The organism is Pseudomonas hormoni (genome assembly GCF_018502625.1).
Lineage (GTDB): Bacteria > Pseudomonadota > Gammaproteobacteria > Pseudomonadales > Pseudomonadaceae > Aquipseudomonas > Aquipseudomonas hormoni.
Map to the genome: position 1 here is coordinate 1,638,995 of NZ_CP075566.1, position 16,387 is coordinate 1,655,381.

Genomic DNA, 16,387 nt, shown 5'->3' on the forward strand with positions numbered 1-16,387 from the left:
CCATGCAGATACTCGAACAACAAAAAGTACCTGCGCCGCCGAATACGCCGGCAGCAGAAAGCACGGGATGGCGTGGACAGTTCAATCTGCTGCGCTGGTTCTCCTTCGGCAGCTTTTTCATTATTGCCGCCGTGGCGTTGGGGCTTGGCTACATTTCCACGCGTTTCGTGGTCGAGGAGAGCATCGCGCGCGATTCCATGCTGACCGCGCAATTCGTTCAGGCCATCGGTGATGCCGAAATTCGCCACGCGTCGATCACCCCGAACAGAACCATGGGCGAAATGCTCGACCCGCGTCAGGATAACGCCTACCCCGATGTCAATCCGGGTGCCCGTGCCGCCTCGCGCAACGAGTTTCTCGATCATGTGGGGCATCTGCCGGACATGCTGCTGGCCACGGTGTACGCGCTGGATCGCACCGTGGTCTGGTCGACCAACCCGGAGTTGATCGGCGTGCGAATTGAAGATGATGAGGAGCTGGACGAGTCCTTCGCGATGAAGGAAGCCGTGTCCACCAGCTACCACGAGATCGATGAAGAACGTCCCGAGCAGAGACTGCTGCGCGAGCCGGAGTATCTGTTCATCGAAAACTACATTCCGATGTTCAATGCCGACAAGACCAAGGTCATCGCCATGGTCGAGGTCTACAAGGAGCCGGTTGATCTGGTTGCGCGCATCCAGCGCGGTTTCAAGTCGATATGGGTGGCGACCGTGCTTGGCGGTGCCGTCATCTACCTCGGGCTGTTCTGGATTGTGCAGCGTGCGGCCAAGCTGCTCGAGAGCCAGCAGAAACAGCTGATCGCCAACGAAACCTTCGTGGCCCTGGGGGAAATGTCCTCGGCCGTGGCCCACAGCTTGCGCAATCCGCTGGCGAACATTCGCTCCAGCGCCGAACTGGCCCAGGAGATCGCCAGCCAGAGCTCACAGAAAAACATCGGCGACATCATCAGTCAGGTCGATCGCATGTCGCGCTGGGTTCGCGAGCTGCTGGTGTCGTTGCGGCCGATGACTGACGAGTATGAAACAGTGGATCTGGTGCTCGCCATCGACGACACCCTGAGTGCCTTCGACGCGCTGATCAACCGCTCCAATGTCGACGTTCGTTTCACACCCAATGCCTGCCCGCCGGTCGTCAGCCAACAGGTGTTGCTGACGCAAATTCTCAACAGCCTGTTTGCCAACGCCCTGGAAGCCATGCCCAAGGGCGGTCTGCTGAGCATCGAGATTGAATCGCCGCAGGCCGGGCACGTGCGCATGACCCTGAGCGATACCGGCAAGGGCATGACCAAACAGCAGCAGCAAATGGTCTTCAAGCCGTTTTTCACCACCAAACAAGGCGGGTTGGGCGTCGGCCTGGCCCTGGTCAAACGAATAATGGAACGCTTCGAGGGCTCGGTCGAACTGACCAGTCAGGAGCAGCAAGGGACCCGCGTCAGTCTTAATTTTAAAGTGGCAACGGGAGGGGAATATGGGGCAGAGCATTCTGCTGGTCGAGGATGACGAACTCCTCGCCGAGAACATTCAGACCTATCTTGAGCTCAAGGAATTCGAGGTAACGGTCTGCCACTCGGCTGAAGAGGCGCTGGAGCAAATGCGCACGTTCGCTCCGGACGTGGTGCTGACCGACAACTCGCTGCCGGGCATGAGCGGTCACGACCTGATCCAGAAGCTGCGCATCAGCGCGCCGGACCTGAAAGTGATCATGATGACCGGCTACGGCAATGTCGAAGACGCCGTGGTGGCGATGAAAGAGGGCGCGTTCCATTACGTCACCAAGCCGGTAGCGCTGCCGGAACTCAAGCTGTTGCTGGACAAGGCCCTGGCTACCGACCGGATGGAACGAACGCTGTCGTTCTATCAGGAGCGCGAAGCGCAGAAATCGGGGGTGCAGGCGTTGATCGGCGAATCGGGGCCCATGCTCTATCTCAAAGGCACCATTACGCAGTTGCTCGACGCCGAGCGCCGGATGGCCAACACCGATCTGCCGCCCGTGCTGGTGGAAGGCGAGACCGGCACCGGCAAGGAACTGGTGGCCCGCGCGCTGCATTTTGACGGTCCGCGTGCCAAGGGGCCGTTCATTGAATTCAACTGCGCATCGATCCCTTCCAACCTGGTGGAGTCGGAACTGTTCGGCCACGAGAAGGGCGCGTTCACCGACGCCAAGGACCGTCGCGTTGGCCTGGTAGAAGCGGCCGATGGCGGGACGTTGTTTCTTGATGAAGTGGGTGAAATGGACCTGCTGCTGCAGGCCAAACTGCTGAAGCTGATCGAAGACCGGACCATTCGCCGGGTCGGTTCGGTGAAAGAGCGCAAGGTCAATTTGCGGGTGATCAGCGCCACCAACTGCAACCTCGAGCAAATGGTCCAGCAGGGCAAGTTTCGCCGCGACCTGTTCTTCCGCCTGCGCATCATTTCGATCAAGGTGCCGCGCCTGTACGCCCGTGGTGAAGACATCCTGCTACTGGCCCGGCATTTCCTGGCGATCCACGGCAAACGCTATGGCAAACCGAACCTGTATTTCAGCGATCAGGCCGAAGATTTGCTGCTCAGCTACAACTGGCCGGGCAACGTGCGCGAATTGCGCAACATGCTCGAACAAACCGTGCTGCTGGCCCAGAGCGACAGCATCGCCGCCCACCAGTTGAACGTCTGCCTGAGCCTGGTGGATGAACCGCTGGCGATGCCGGAGGCACAACAACACAGCGAGCCACGTCCGGTCTACAACGGCAACGAGTCGATGAACCTGCCGGAGGTGGAACGCGACATGGTGCGCAAGATGCTCGACAGGACCGACTGGAACGTCACCAAATCCGCACGCCTGCTGGGCCTGAGCCGCGACATGCTGCGCTACCGGATCGAAAAACTCGGCCTCGCGCGCCCGGACAAACGTCAATGGTAAACGGGCGTCGCCTGGCCCTGGCGACTGAGGCAGGCCAGCAGGCACGTGGGGTCGACGACTTCTTCGTTCACGTAGACGCCGCGTTCCGGATCGTAGGAGCGGATGAACACCCGGACGGTGGCATCCGCGACCGTCGGCAACCGTGAGTCGGAAAACTCATGCTGGCTGGCGATCGGGATGAAATCCAGAGGGGGTGTCGGGATGTACGAGCGCGGCGGTACCGTGCTCAGGGTCGGCGGAACGGGGTGGGCGAACGGCTGGTTTTCCCCGTAATAGTTGAACTCGCTGCTGTACTCGGACGTGGGTACCAGGCTGTCTTGCGCGTGAACGCCGGTGGCGGCGGTCAGGCAGAGGGCGAACAACAGCGGCAGATGGGTGTGTTTCATGGCAGTACCTGCGAAATCGGTTTTCCCGCATTTCCCCAAGGTCATTAACTATAGCTGCCGAATGTGGGCGATGCCTGGCTTACAACATTCCAACAAACGCCACATGGGTTTTTCAAAAGCGCTGATCTAGACTCGGGCCGGTCTGATAAAACCCGAGTTCTGGAGTGTGCAATGGAAATGCCGTCAAAAGAAAAGGCCATCGCCAGCAACCGCGATGCCTGGAATGACTCCGCCCGACACCACAAAGACAATCCCGAATGGCTCTCAATTCTGAAGGCGGTCACTCAAGGCGATTTTTGCTGCATCGATAACACCTTGCGCGGTGTGCTGGAGCAGGTCGGTGTCGACGGCAAGGACGTTGTGCAACTGGGCTGTAACAACGGTCGCGAAAGTCTTTCACTGTTTGCGTTGGGTGCCCGCAGCGTTGTGGGTGTTGACCAGTCCGGGGCCTTTCTCGATCAGGCGCGTGAGCTGGCATCGCGCTCGCCGCATGCGCCTGAATTCATCGAGGCTGACATTCATCATCTGCCGAATGAGTTGCACAACCGGTTCGATGTGGCGCTGATCACCATCGGCGTCTTGAACTGGATGCCGGACATCGGTGAATTCCTGCGCCACGTCGCACACACCCTCAAGCCCGGTGGCGCACTGGTGGTGTACGAAACCCACCCGTTTCTGGAGATGTTCGACCCCGAAGCAGCTGACCCTGATCGCTTGGCCAGTTCGTACTTTCGCAGCGAGCCGTTCGTGCAGGACCAGCCGATCGTTTACGAAGGTAAGGTCGAACAGCAGGCCGCGACGTCCTACTGGTTCGTCCACACGTTGGGCGCGATCTTCACCGGCGCCATCGAGGCGGGATTGCAGATCAGCCACTTCAAGGAGTATCCGCATTCCAATCGCGAGGAGCTTTATGACCGCTATCAGCAGCGAGAGGCGCAGTTACCGTTGTGTTTTACGTGGGTAGGGGTGAAGTACTGAGACCGAATCAAGAACACCGCTGTACCTGTAGGAGCGTGCCCGCGAAGAGGCCGGCCCATTCACCGCACACGCAAAGGTTTCCTCCTCCGGGCTGAATCAACCCGATCACCCCCCAAGATCGGGTCGTCGGCCGAGAAGGACTGAAAACCCCAACGGACAAAACCCATCCCGGCCCGCTATCCTTTGCCCCACGCCCCTCAATCAGGTTCACCCATGCTTCAGGTCCAAGGCGTCTACAAAAGCTACGCCACACCGCAAGGTCCGTTGCCGGTGTTGCAAGGTGTCGACCTGACGCTGAAACCCGGCAGCAGCCTGGCGCTGATGGGCGAGTCGGGCAGTGGCAAAAGCACCTTGCTGCACCTGATCGCGGGGTTGGACAAGGTCGATCGCGGCAGCATCCGCAGTGGCGAGCATCAGCTTGAACGGATGAACGAAGGACAACTGGCGAACTGGCGGCGGACTGAAATCGGTCTGGTGTTCCAGCAGTTCAACCTGATCGGCAGTTTGCGCGTGGAAGACAATCTGGCGTTTCAGGCGCGGCTGGCCGGGCGGCACGATCCGCGATGGCAGGCGCATCTGGTGCAGCGTCTGGGGCTGGGTGATTTGCTGCGGCGTTATCCGGAGCAGTTGTCCGGTGGTCAACAGCAGCGGGTCGCACTGGGGCGGGCGCTGGCGTCGCAACCCAAACTGCTGCTGGCCGACGAACCCACCGGCAGCCTCGATGAAGCCACCAGTGATGAAGTGCTGAAGTTGTTGCTGGAGCTGCTCGACGACAGTCCCACGACGTTGTTGATGGTCACTCACAGCCCAAGAGTGGCGGCGCGACTGGCGGAGAAAGTGGTGTTGCACCGTGGTCGTCTGGCTGGCGCGGACGAGCGCTGAGGTGCGGGTTTTTCGCGAAACGATGTGGGCGCTGCTCAGTCATTGGCGGCAGCACCCGGTGCAGTTTTTCAGTGTGCTGACCGGGCTCTGGCTCGCCACCAGCCTGCTGACCGGCGTGCAGGCGCTGAACAGCCAGGCGCGGGAAAGTTACGCGCGGGCCAGTCAGTTGATCGGCGGCGAACCCCAGGCCAGCCTCAGTGCGCCCGGTGGCGGGACGTTTTCCCAGGCCTTGTTTGTCGAGCTGCGCCGCGTGGGTTGGCCGGTGTCGCCGGTGCTGCAGGGGCGAGTCACGCTCAAGGGCCATGAAGATCAGCGATTGCAGCTGATGGGCATTGAGCCGGTGTCGCTACCATCCGGTTCCGCCGTAGCGGGGCGGGCGTTGGCGATCGAGCAGGTCGTCGAGTTTTTCAGCCCGCCGGGCAGTACCTGGATATCCCCGCAGACGTTGCAGGCGTTGGGGCTGCGTGAAGGTGAGCGTCCTTCCAGTTTGAGCGGTGTGACGTTGCCGCCACTGCAAGTGCAAACCGACATGGCCCCCGGGATGTTGCTGGTGGACATCGGTTTCGCTCAGCAGATTCTGGGTCTGCCGGATCAACTGTCGCGGCTGCTGTTGCCCAAGGATTTCACCAGAACGTTGCCTGATCAGTTCAAAGGCCAGCTTCAACTAAAAACCAGCGGTGAAGAGAACAATCTTTCGCGCCTCACCGAAAGCTTTCACCTGAACCTCGATGCCTTGGGTTTTCTGTCCTTCGTGGTCGGCCTGTTCATTGTCCATGCCGCCATCGGACTGGCGTTGGAGCAACGTCGAGGGCTGCTGCGAACCTTGCGCGCCTGTGGGGTCAGCGCTCGAATGTTGATTGCTTGCCTCGCCGTTGAGCTGGGTGGTCTGGCGATGATCGGCGGCCTAGCAGGCGTCGCCAGCGGCTACCTGTTGGCCAGTGTGCTGCTGCCAGACGTCGCCGCCAGTCTGCGCGGCTTGTACGGCGCCGAAGTGGCGGGGCAGTTGAGCCTCAGTCCGGGTTGGTGGCTCAGCGGTATTGGCTTGAGCCTGCTGGGGGCGTTGCTGGCCGGTGCCAATAGCCTGTTGCGGGCGGCGCGTTTGCCATTGCTGGCCCTGGCCGATCCGCAAGCTTGGCATCAGGCCCACGCACGCTGGTTGCGGCGACAGGGTTGGGTGGCGGCGATTGCGGGTGTGGTCGCACTGTTGGCGTTGATCTTTGGCGACAGCCTGGCCAGTGGATTCCTGCTGATGGCCGCGCTGCTGATCGGCGCGGCGCTGGCGCTGCCGGTGGTGCTCGATACGGTGCTGAACCTGGTGCTGCATCGCAGCCGTTCGGTGCTCGGTCAATGGTTTGTCGCCGATTGCCGTCAGCAATTGCCGGCCCTGAGCCTGGCGTTGATGGCGCTGTTGTTGGCACTGGCGGCGAACATTGGCGCTGGCAGCATGACCGCCGGTTTTCGCCAGACCTTCAGCGACTGGCTCGAACAACGTCTGACCGCCGAACTGTACGTGAACCCGCAAAACCCGGCCCAGGCCAGAGAACTGCAGAGCTGGCTCAAACAACAACCATCACTGAGCGCCGTGCTGCCCAACTGGCAAGTGTCGATCCAGTTGCAGGGCTGGCCGGCGGACGTTTTTGGCGTGATCGACCACCCGACCTATCGCCAGCACTGGCCGTTGCTGGAAGCCTTGGGCGACAACCCATGGGACCGATTGGCCAAGGACGATGCATTGATGCTCAGCGAACAACTGGCCCGGCGCCTGAAGGTGCGCCTCGGCGACCATCTCACGCTGCCCACGCCGACCGGCCCGTGGTCGCCGCGTATCGTCGGGATCTACGCCGACTACGGCAACCCCAAGGGCCACCTCCTGGTCAATGTCGACCACCTGCTGCGCGGCTGGCCGCAACTGACACCGAATCGCTTCAACCTGCGCATCGAGCCGCCGTTGATCCCGGCGTTCCTGAAAACGCTGCAAACACGCTTCGCCCTGGACGACAACCGCATCGTCGATCAGGCCCGGCTCAAAGGTTGGTCCTCCCAAGTGTTCGAACGCACCTTCGCCGCCACCGCCGCGCTGAACAGCCTGACCCTTGGCGTCGCGGGTGTGGCGCTGTTCATCAGCCTGCTGACACAGAGTCAGAGCCGTCTCGGGCAACTCGCGCCGTTGTGGGCGTTGGGCGTGACGCGCCGACAATTGATGCTGCTAAACCTCGGACAAACCTGGTTGCTGGCAGTGCTGACGCTGGTGCTGGCGTTGCCGCTGGGCATCGCACTGGCGTGGTGCCTGGACACGGTGATCAACGTTCAGGCGTTCGGCTGGCGCCTGCCGTTGCGGTTGTTCCCGTTGCAGCTTGCGCAGTTGATGGGGCTGGCGTTGCTGGCGACCTTGCTGGCATCGGCGTGGCCGCTGTACTCGCTGTATCGCTCGCAACCGGCGGATCTGCTGAGGACGTTTGCTCATGAGGATTAAGCTCGGCGCATTGTTGCTGATGCTGCTTTTGAGTGGCTGCGATGACTCTGCATCGGTTGAAAAAGGCTTTGCCGGTCTTGGCGGTGAGGCCGCTACCTTTACGCCGGTGGTGCCTGGTCGAGTGTTCAGCTTTCCGGCGGATCACGGACCTCACGATGGTTTTCGCATCGAGTGGTGGTACGTCACCGCCAATCTCAAGGACGATCAGGGCCGCGAGTTCGGTGTGCAATGGACGTTGTTTCGCAGCGCGTTGAAAGCGGCGCCCGAGGTGGCGGGTTGGGCTAACCAGACAATCTGGCTGGGCCATGCGGCCGTGACCTCGGCGACGGTGCATCACGCGGCGGAACGCTATGCCCGTGGCGGCGTCGAGCAGGCCGGGGTGAGCGTGCAGCCCTTCAATGGCTGGATCGACGATTGGCGGTTCAGCGGTCAGGGGGGCGATGGGTTGGCGGATCTTCAACTCAGCGCCCGAGACAAGCTTTTCAGCTACCAATTGCGGCTCACGTCTACGCGTCCGCCGGTGCTGCAAGGCGACAAGGGCTTCAGCCAGAAATCCGAACAGGGCCAGGCGTCGTACTACTACAGTCAGCCGTTTTTTCAGGCCAGCGGTACGCTGGAGATCGACGGCATGACTTATCAGGTCAGCGGCCCGGCGTGGCTTGATCGCGAGTGGAGCAGCCAGCCGTTGACCGCCAACCAGAGCGGTTGGGACTGGTTTTCCCTGCACCTGGACAGCGGCGAACAGGTCATGCTGTACCGCATGCGGCAGAAGAACGGCGAGCCGTATCTCACCGGCACCTGGATCGACGCCCAGGGCCAGACACAATTACTGCACGCCGCCGACATCCGCCTCACACCGCTAGACACCGCGACCGTCGCCGGACGCTCAATGCCCGTGCGTTGGTCGATCAACATTCCCACCAAACACCTCGACATCACCATCAACGCGCTCAACCCCAATGCCTGGATGGATTTGCGCATTCCGTACTGGGAAGGCCCCGTACGCCTCAGTGGCAGTCACGGAGGGCAGGGATATCTGGAAATGACCGGCTATTAAGTCGGAACTCTCGGCAGTGCGGCGTCCTCCTAATTCAAGAATGCCCGCGTTCACAGGAGCCCGCCCATGAGCGACGACCTCAAACCACCCGACCTTGCTGCGTGGCAACGCCTGTTTGAAGACAAGGCCTACTGGCAGCAATCCCCCGACGCCCATTACGCCGAGCTGTTGCGCGTGGCCGACGATCTGCTGGGGCAGGGCGCCATCGACCTCGACCAGTGGCAAGCCCTGAAGGCCAAGGCCGATCAATCCCACAAAGACTCGCCTGCCGTGAACGTCGCCCACGAGGTCGACGACCCCGACGCCTGAGGAGAACCATCGTGAACCGCAAATCGCCTGACACCTCGAAACACCCCGACGAACCGCGTCCACCCGGAGAAGTCGAGCGCGACAACGACGCCCTGCGCCCCACTGATCCGACTCGCCGCAAGGACAGCGGCAAAGGCACCGAAAGCGGCGAATCCACCGCGCAAGAAACGGCGGAAAATCGCTGAACAGCGTCTATGCTCAGTGGCACGGACGGCGCTCAACCTTGATTCAGAGCCGCCCGCTGCCATCCATCACAGGGAACGTACTGCATATGAAACTTCATGCACTGACCAAAGCCATCGCCCTCGCTACCGTGCTGTCCGCCGCCAGCTTCAGCGCCGTGGCAGCGGATATCCCGCTGTCCGCCGTCGTAGAGGCCGACCAGGTCACGACCAAAGTCCTGGCCGTTGACGCCGCCAAACATCAAGTGGTCCTTGAAGGTGCCGAAGGGCGTGAGGTACATGTCCAGCTCAGCGACAAGGCCAAGAATCTGGGCAACCTGAAAGTTGGTGATCAGGTCACGGTCAAAGTGATCCGCTCGGTGGCCGCCTACCTCGATACCGATGTCGACAAAGGACTGCCTGGCTCCATCGAGCGCACCGGCGAAATCCGCGCGACAAAAGACAATCCCAACCCGGGCGGTGAAGCGTTCCGTCAGGTCCAGGTCCAGCTGAAAATCACCGCCATCGACCTGAAGAAAAACCAGGTGACTTTCGAGAATCCGGCGGGCCAGTCGAAAACCGTCAACGTCGAGAGACCTGAAGTTCAGAAAAAACTGAAGGACTTGAAAGTAGGACAAAGCGTTGTCGTGACTTATACCGATGTATTGAAAGTGACCACCCAACACGAAAGTTGAGTATTGACTCTATAGTGTCGATTGTTCTTGTATAACTTTTTGTACAAGAATAATCGGCTTTATGGTCTAACCAGTGAGTTTTTTGGGTGTATGTAAGTCATATTTGGAATGACATTCAATCGTTGTTCGATAAATTTCATGTTATATGCGCGGACATATTCAAAGAGTTCTACTAAAATACTTCCCGTTCGCCCAGTGGCAGGGCTCTTTACCGGTGCATGGATTGCCAAGGCCATTACACTGGGCGAACACCTTCTTCGGGTACGCTGATCCGTTAAGATACGCAGCATTTTCAGATCAAGGACGAAAACGGCTGCTGCCGTTCTGACACGGATGAAACCACTCTCCCTTTATCACCCGGCCCTCTACTGGCTGCGCGTGTGGCAAAAAAGACTGTTCCGCCAACTGGCCTGGCGCTTCTCCCGCAAGCATTACGCCCGCCCGGAAAACGCGTGTGAGCGTTTGCCATTCCGCTACCTCAAACATACCTCCAAACTGATCCGCAAACTCGGCAACTCAGACCTTGCCCTGCAACACAACAAAGTCGTGAATCTGAAATTGGCCGTGGCTGCGATTGACGGCGTTGTCATCGGGCCTGGCGAATACTTTTCCTTCTGCCGCCTGGTCGGCCGACCGACTCGAAAGCGTGGCTATGTCGAAGGCATGGAACTGTCATTTGGTGAAGCGCGCAGCGGCGTCGGTGGCGGGATTTGTCAGCTGAGCAACCTGATTCACTGGATGGCGATTCATTCGCCGTTGGTGGTGGTTGAGCGATCGAATCACAGCTTCGATCCTTTTCCTGATGAGGGGCGGGTACTGCCTTTCGGTTCCGGGGCGGCCATCTTTTACAACTACATCGACCTAGTGTTGCATAACCCGACGGATCGGCACTTTCAGTTGAAATTAAAGGTAGGCGAGCAGCAGTTGGAGGGGGAGTTGTTGTGCGATCAGGTGCGGGAGTTTCGGTATCACGTTTATCAGCGTGGGCATCGGTTTGTGCGCGAAGGCGGGCGGGTGTTTCGGGAGAATGAGATCTGGCGGGAGGTCAGGAGTAAGGGGCAGGAGAGTCGGGTGTTGGAGAGTGCGCGGCTTTATAAGAATCGGGTAGTGGTTAAGTATGAGGTTGAGGAGGGGTTGTTGGAGATGGGTGTATAAAAAAAACGGGTGATCAATTAGATCGCCCGTTTTTATGTTGCCTGAACCTGGACGGTGACTATTTCAGGGTTTAGCTTCTTTCTCTAGGTCGATTAATCTGGTTGCCGGCCCATCACCCCGTAAACGTTCAAGCACGATTTTTGGCCAACGAATCCGCGAACGACGTTTAGCGATTTTGTAGGTGAAATCCTGAATCAGGCTTGATGGGTGAAAAAATAGGTTGCCCAAAAGCATCGCGACATCAATTCCACTTAAGTAGTTTTTACCGTTAGCAGCGGCTTTTTTCTCTGCTATTACTTTGCGAGTATGGCCAAGAAATCCCGACTGTCTAAGATTCGATGCGAGCTGAGTCTTAACAAATCTGTCGGAGTCGCTCGGATTTCCATTTTCATCAAACCAGGGGCCGTTGTTCATGTATGAGCGGATGTATTCCCAAAAGCCCTTTTGCATGTCTAGCGTTTTCCCCATCGGGGTACCAAGACTGATCATCAGCGCACTCTCAGTATTACCGAATTGGTGAACCAGTATTTCCAGAGAGGCATTAGTCATGCCCGCTGTATAAGGTCCGATAATCTGGAATTCACATGTCAGCGCTTTTAACCCATCCCAAGGTGCGTGATACAACGTCCCATTGTTGTCATAGTAGATTTCACGAGTGCGTCTATTGAAAATTATGGGCAGCGGCAATCGGCGAAATGTTTCCCAGAGGAAGGGGGTCACTATCAATGGCACAGCCACAATCAACCCATTGCAGGCACCTTCATAATTTCCGATCGCCAATTGCCACAGGGCTATTAGTAAGCATGGAATCGATCCGAGCGCCATTAGTCCAGTGAGGAGTCCACGATCTGTATCTCCGCTAGTTTTTAATGACAAAAAATGTTCGGAGTGTTCGTCGGTAATGAACAGTTCAATAGGGAGTTGACCTGTGGACTCATCAAAACTGAGAGTTGTGGTTGGCGAAGCCCCATATTTTGCCTTCGCCTGTCTTACTATATCATCCAGCGTCATTTTGAATTCTCGTTAACAGCAGGGAGGGCATGCAATGCTATCTCGATAGCATAAGCAGCCAGCCTGCCATTCTGTACACTTGGCCATCCAAAACCCATGAAAAGACAGGGGCGGCGAAAGTTCTTGGTTTTCTTCTACTTCTCAATATCAATCAATCTAGTAGCGGGGCCATCTGACTGCAAACGCTCCAGCACGACCGTGGGCCACCGATTACGAGACTTACGTTTTGCAATGTTATGGGTGAAACCCTGAATCCAATGGGTAGGATAGAACATTATGTGTCCTAGAAGCATGAGCGCGTCCATACCACTGAGATAGTTTTTCCCATTTGTTGCAGTTTTTTTGTCCGCGATGGTTTTTCGCCAATGAGCAAGAAAGCTTGATGGTTTCGTGTTTAGGTTTAGTTGGCTTTTCACAAAATTATCTGATTCGCTGTAATTGCCTCGCTCGTCAAACCATGGTCCATTGTTCATATAGGCGCGTATGTATTCCCAAAATCCTTTTTGCATGTCCAAGGTTTTACCTATAGGTGATCCGAGGCTAATCATTAATGAATTGCCAGGGTCGCGAAAACGATTAAGCATTATTTCTAAAGACGTGTTTCCAATGCCGCCAGTATAGGGTCCGACAATTTGAAACTCGCATGCCATCGCTTGAATTCCATCCCATGGAGAATGAAACAGTTCGCCTTCTTTTTCAAAGTAGACTTCACGAGTGCGGCGATTGAACAGAACGGGTAGAGGAAGAGGTCGACAAATTTCAAATAAGAAAGGAATTACAAACATAGGAGTCGCAATGGCGAGAGACAAAGCTGCCAGCGCCCATTCACCTTCCATCGTCATCCATATTGACAGAAGCAGGCCAAGCGGAGATGCGATGCCTGCGAGCATGCCTGTCATTGCACCCCGTTCAGCATCGCCGCTCATTTTCAATGTGAGATAATTTTCGGTGTGCTCATCGGTGATGAATAGCTCTAAAGGAGCCTTGCCTGTTGGCTGATCTACACTAAGAACTGTCCGGACAGTTGCATGGTCGAGTCCACCGGACTGTTTGATATCTACGTTCATAATACCGAACTATCTGTTGATTCTTTTGCCTCGGTTTTACTGAGATCGGCCTTGAAATACGTCATGAAATCCTGTCCTTGAGCAAAGGCTTTTTCGATCTTGGCGCTTTGCTCTTTCAAAGCTTGGCTTGGCTTGGCCCACTGGTTAGTCGGTAAAGATTTTGACCACTCTGCAATGGATTCAGGTAGAGATTTCATGCTGAAACGATGGTCCCACTCCGCAACCCAGTACGGAAAGCGCCATAAAGTAATTATATGAGTGAAATACCACCAGCCAACACCCAACGCGGAGCGCTCGTTGTGTTGGTACTCTTCAAGCATATCTGTGTGCTCTTTATCAAATGTATGGCGGCCTTCGTACGGTGCCTTCCCTGGGCAGTATTGCGGCCCTTTTTCCATGTAAACACGTATCGCCTCCCATTTGCCCAAACCATGAACAGGGGTCATTACTCCCTGGTTCACAAAATGAACGGTATCAGCTTTAGGGTCGTCGAACGCCATGCCGAAGGTGTAAGTGCTCATTGTGCCTACGCCGGTTGAGCCGGTGCTGCCGGAGAGCCAGGAGACCAGTTCTTCCCATGGCTGGATGATGGGTTCGTCGGAGTTGTTGGGGAAGAAGCAGACTTCGCGGCGTTGGCGGTTGAAGCGGATGGGGCGGGTGCGGGATTTGGTGAGTGTTGAGCTGATGACTACATAACAGCCGATAATGGCAAATCCCGCGCCGCCCCAACTGGAAATCCACATGCCAGATTCAAAAAACTCACTGAAATACCATGAGAAGTTACGTCCAAAAGGGTTGTTGAATGTTGAAAATCCCATAATTGTAGGTAGGACCAGTAGGCAAGAAACCATGAAGCCCATGCACAAACCAATCATGGCTCTGGCTTGAAATGCTTTTCCAAAATTGCTGCTGCCAACGTCCAGATATGTGTCATTAACCTCAACAATGCTCCCGCCCAAATCCAGAGGTATTTGCCCGGTGGGCATCGGCATAGGCGATAAAAACCATGCTTCTCCAGTGGCAAAGCGTCGGGACTCACCAGCGACAGGGCGCTGACTGCTGAAGTCCCGCCAATCACCGGGCTGTTTGACTTCTGCGCTCATAATGCCGAGCTACCTGCTGACTCTTTTGCCTGGTTTTCACTTAGGTTTGCGTGGAAGTACGTCATGAAATCCTGTCCTTGAGCAAAGGCTTTTTCGATCTTCACACTTTGCTCTTTTAAAGCTTGGCTTGGCTTCGCCCACTGCTCAGGCGGAAGAGGTTTAGACCACTCAGCAATGGATTCAGGTAGAGATTTCATGCTGAAACGATGGTCCCATTCCGCTACCCAGTAGGGAAAACGCCACCAAGTGATCAGGTGTGTCAGATACCACCAACCCACTCCTAAAGCGGAACGTTCGTTGTGCTGGTATTCCTCGTGCATGTCTTGTCGTTCTTTATCAAAGGTGTGGCGACCCTCGTAGGGTGCTTTGCCAGGGCAGAACTCTGGACCTTTTTCCATGTAGACACGTATGGCTTCCCATTGCCCTAGCCCATGGAATGGAGACGGGACAGTGTTGTTGATGTAGTAAGCTACTCCATTGTCCTTATCTTCTATGGCTATCCCAAGGGTGTAGGTTTTAACGACTCCAATCCCAGTTGTGCCTGTTCCCACCGATAGCCAGGCTATCGTTTCTTCCCAAGGGCGAATTATCGGTGCGTCCGATTTCTCTGGAAAGTAGCAAACTTCACGTCGTTGACGATTAAACCGAACTGGCCTTGTTTTGGATTTTTTAAGGGTGGTGCCCGCTATTACGTAAATGGCAATTAAAGCGGTGGCTCCTGTTAATCCAAGTGCCAGATAACAAACATAATCAAATACGACTTCTGCTCTAGACCAGAAGGTCACTCCGTAGGGGTTTCCCCACGCTGTTGTACCCGCTAAAAACGGCGAAAATACAAAAAAGAAAAATGCAACGAACATGGTGTTGGCTATCATGATTCGCGCTTGAAACGCTTTTCCGGAATTACTGGTTCCGATATCAAGATAGGTGTCATTGACCTCGACATATTTTCCACCTAGATCCACCAGCAATTGACCTGTGGGGACTGGCATTGGTGAAAGAAACAGTGCCTCGCCCGTGACAAAGCCCCGAGTCTTACCAGCGACAGGTCGCTGCTGTTGAATATCGAACCCGTTGTACTGCGAAGAGGTAGGCGTCATGCAGGATAACCAGAAAAGTGCAATTCGGCTTAGGTCGCTGACATTGCAGGTTTTTTTGCCGGGTCAGCAAATTTAACGTTGAAGTAATCCAGCAGGTTCTGCCCTTTGGCAAAGGCCTTTCGGATTTCAGTGCTCTCCTCGAGCAACGCTTCGCTCGGCATAGCGTGCTGCTCGAGGGGGAGAGGTTTTGACCATTTCAGGACTTCTTTAGGGAAGGCGGCTTTGGGGCGGTTGTTGACCCAACCAGAGATGTAGCATGGCAAAGTCCAGCCGCTGAAAAACTGAATGACCAGAAAGCCCCCGACGTAGCGTAGAAGTGAGTGATCCGCGCGGTAGCTACGCCGACACAGGTGGAAAAAGGTAACGCTGCCTTCTTCAAACTCTTCCGTCTGATCAGGTGCCAGCGCGGAGCTTCCCACCTCCATGTACACGCGGATCGCCTCCCATTCGGACACGGCCAGACTCAAACTGCCGCTTGGCACTACGGACCACAAGACATCGCCACTGGCAACGTCACGCAAACCGATCATCAGCTTGTATTCGGGCATGACCGCATATTGAGTAATGAGTCGGCCCGCGGATACACAAGCGATTGCCTCCTCCCAAGGAACATAGCATGGAGCGGCACCTTTTTTAGGTACGAAAACAACCTCACGGCGTTGTCGGTTAAAGCGGATAGGGGGGTGAACAGTGATTTGGCGGACCGCATAACAAAATATACAAACGTAAACGGCGGAAAGACACCAAATGAATCCCTGGACGTAGGCGTTTGTAAAAAAATCTATCCAACTAGTCCAGAAAGGCTGCACGTCTCTTCTCAGCCACGAGCCAAACCCTGATACAAAAAGGAAGAAGAGGGTGATGAACATTACCGAGCCGATGCCTGCTCGAGCCATAAACTCGAAATTTGCACGGCCGACTGCAAAATCCAGAAAGACATCGTTGGCGTCCCGATGCAGTTGGCGAGCACTGAAAGGCGGGAGACCTGTAGGGATGGGCCTAGGTGACAGGTAGATAATCTCTGTGTCGGATAGACTTTCAAAGTCTCCGGCATGAGGTAGTCGGTTGTATTTAAGATTCAAGTACGCAACTCATCACTTCCATTCAGTTAT

At 56.3% G+C, this 16,387-nt stretch carries 16 protein-coding genes; 10 read left to right on the forward strand and 6 right to left on the reverse strand.

The window, feature by feature from the left end:
• The first annotated feature begins 2 nt into the window (after positions 1-2).
• Together KJF94_RS07720 and KJF94_RS07725 are read left to right on the forward strand one after the other, a co-directional pair.
• Complete coding sequence (locus KJF94_RS07720; protein ID WP_214382362.1) at positions 3-1,499, forward strand: sensor histidine kinase; 1,497 nt, start codon at positions 3-5, stop codon at positions 1,497-1,499.
• On the forward strand, positions 1,468-2,898 hold the full coding sequence (locus tag KJF94_RS07725; RefSeq protein ID WP_214382364.1) for a sigma-54-dependent transcriptional regulator: 1,431 nt from the start codon (positions 1,468-1,470) through the stop codon (positions 2,896-2,898). The genes KJF94_RS07720 and KJF94_RS07725 overlap by 32 nt, the downstream gene beginning before the upstream one ends.
• Here the strand turns inward: KJF94_RS07725 and KJF94_RS07730 are convergent.
• A complete protein-coding gene (locus KJF94_RS07730) occupies positions 2,889-3,284 on the reverse strand; it encodes a hypothetical protein (protein ID WP_214382366.1) in 396 nt (131 codons plus the stop codon). The genes KJF94_RS07725 and KJF94_RS07730 overlap by 10 nt on opposite strands.
• 171 nt (positions 3,285-3,455) lie before the next feature.
• On the opposite strand from KJF94_RS07730, the gene KJF94_RS07735 reads away from it, so the two are divergent.
• The 8 genes from KJF94_RS07735 to KJF94_RS07770 all read left to right on the forward strand — a co-directional run bounded on the left by KJF94_RS07735 (position 3,456) and on the right by KJF94_RS07770 (position 10,994).
• Entirely contained in the window at positions 3,456-4,262 is an 807-nt protein-coding gene (locus KJF94_RS07735; RefSeq protein WP_214382368.1) for a class I SAM-dependent methyltransferase, read from the forward strand.
• A 213-nt stretch (positions 4,263-4,475) separates the two neighbouring features.
• Positions 4,476-5,144, forward strand: coding sequence for an ABC transporter ATP-binding protein (locus KJF94_RS07740; RefSeq protein WP_214382370.1), 669 nt, complete (start codon positions 4,476-4,478; stop codon positions 5,142-5,144).
• A gap of 1 nt (position 5,145) precedes the next feature.
• Positions 5,146-7,617: an ABC transporter permease gene (locus tag KJF94_RS07745; protein WP_214382372.1), complete on the forward strand. Its 2,472-nt coding sequence runs from the start codon at positions 5,146-5,148 to the stop codon at positions 7,615-7,617.
• Positions 7,607-8,674 carry a lipocalin-like domain-containing protein gene (locus KJF94_RS07750; protein WP_214382374.1) on the forward strand — a complete coding sequence of 356 codons (1,068 nt, stop codon included), beginning with the start codon at positions 7,607-7,609 and terminating at the stop codon, positions 8,672-8,674. Before KJF94_RS07745 ends, KJF94_RS07750 begins: the two co-directional genes overlap by 11 nt.
• A gap of 66 nt (positions 8,675-8,740) precedes the next feature.
• Entirely contained in the window at positions 8,741-8,983 is a 243-nt protein-coding gene (locus tag KJF94_RS07755; RefSeq protein ID WP_017337975.1) for a hypothetical protein, read from the forward strand.
• Between the two features lie 11 nt (positions 8,984-8,994).
• Positions 8,995-9,168, forward strand: a complete 174-nt coding sequence (locus KJF94_RS07760) for a hypothetical protein (protein ID WP_214382376.1) — start codon at positions 8,995-8,997, stop codon at positions 9,166-9,168.
• Between the two features lie 86 nt (positions 9,169-9,254).
• Positions 9,255-9,839, forward strand: a complete 585-nt coding sequence (locus tag KJF94_RS07765) for a hypothetical protein (RefSeq protein WP_214382378.1) — start codon at positions 9,255-9,257, stop codon at positions 9,837-9,839.
• A gap of 333 nt (positions 9,840-10,172) precedes the next feature.
• A complete protein-coding gene (locus tag KJF94_RS07770) occupies positions 10,173-10,994 on the forward strand; it encodes a VanW family protein (RefSeq protein ID WP_214382380.1) in 822 nt (273 codons plus the stop codon).
• Positions 10,995-11,057: 63 nt separating this feature from the next.
• Here KJF94_RS07770 and KJF94_RS07775 read toward each other — a convergent pair whose 3' ends face one another.
• The 5 genes from KJF94_RS07775 to KJF94_RS30060 all read right to left on the reverse strand — a co-directional run bounded on the left by KJF94_RS07775 (position 11,058) and on the right by KJF94_RS30060 (position 16,357).
• Positions 11,058-12,005: a hypothetical protein gene (locus KJF94_RS07775; protein WP_214382382.1), complete on the reverse strand. Its 948-nt coding sequence runs from the start codon at positions 12,003-12,005 to the stop codon at positions 11,058-11,060.
• Positions 12,006-12,139: 134 nt separating this feature from the next.
• Complete coding sequence (locus tag KJF94_RS30055) at positions 12,140-13,072, reverse strand: hypothetical protein (protein WP_250548233.1); 933 nt, start codon at positions 13,070-13,072, stop codon at positions 12,140-12,142.
• On the reverse strand, positions 13,069-14,175 hold the full coding sequence (locus KJF94_RS07785; protein WP_348772792.1) for a DUF6708 domain-containing protein: 1,107 nt from the start codon (positions 14,173-14,175) through the stop codon (positions 13,069-13,071). The genes KJF94_RS30055 and KJF94_RS07785 overlap by 4 nt, the downstream gene beginning before the upstream one ends.
• Positions 14,172-15,275, reverse strand: coding sequence for a DUF6708 domain-containing protein (locus KJF94_RS07790; protein WP_250548234.1), 1,104 nt, complete (start codon positions 15,273-15,275; stop codon positions 14,172-14,174). The genes KJF94_RS07785 and KJF94_RS07790 overlap by 4 nt, the downstream gene beginning before the upstream one ends.
• 29 nt (positions 15,276-15,304) lie before the next feature.
• On the reverse strand, positions 15,305-16,357 hold the full coding sequence (locus KJF94_RS30060; RefSeq protein ID WP_250548235.1) for a hypothetical protein: 1,053 nt from the start codon (positions 16,355-16,357) through the stop codon (positions 15,305-15,307).
• Positions 16,358-16,387 lie beyond the last annotated feature (30 nt).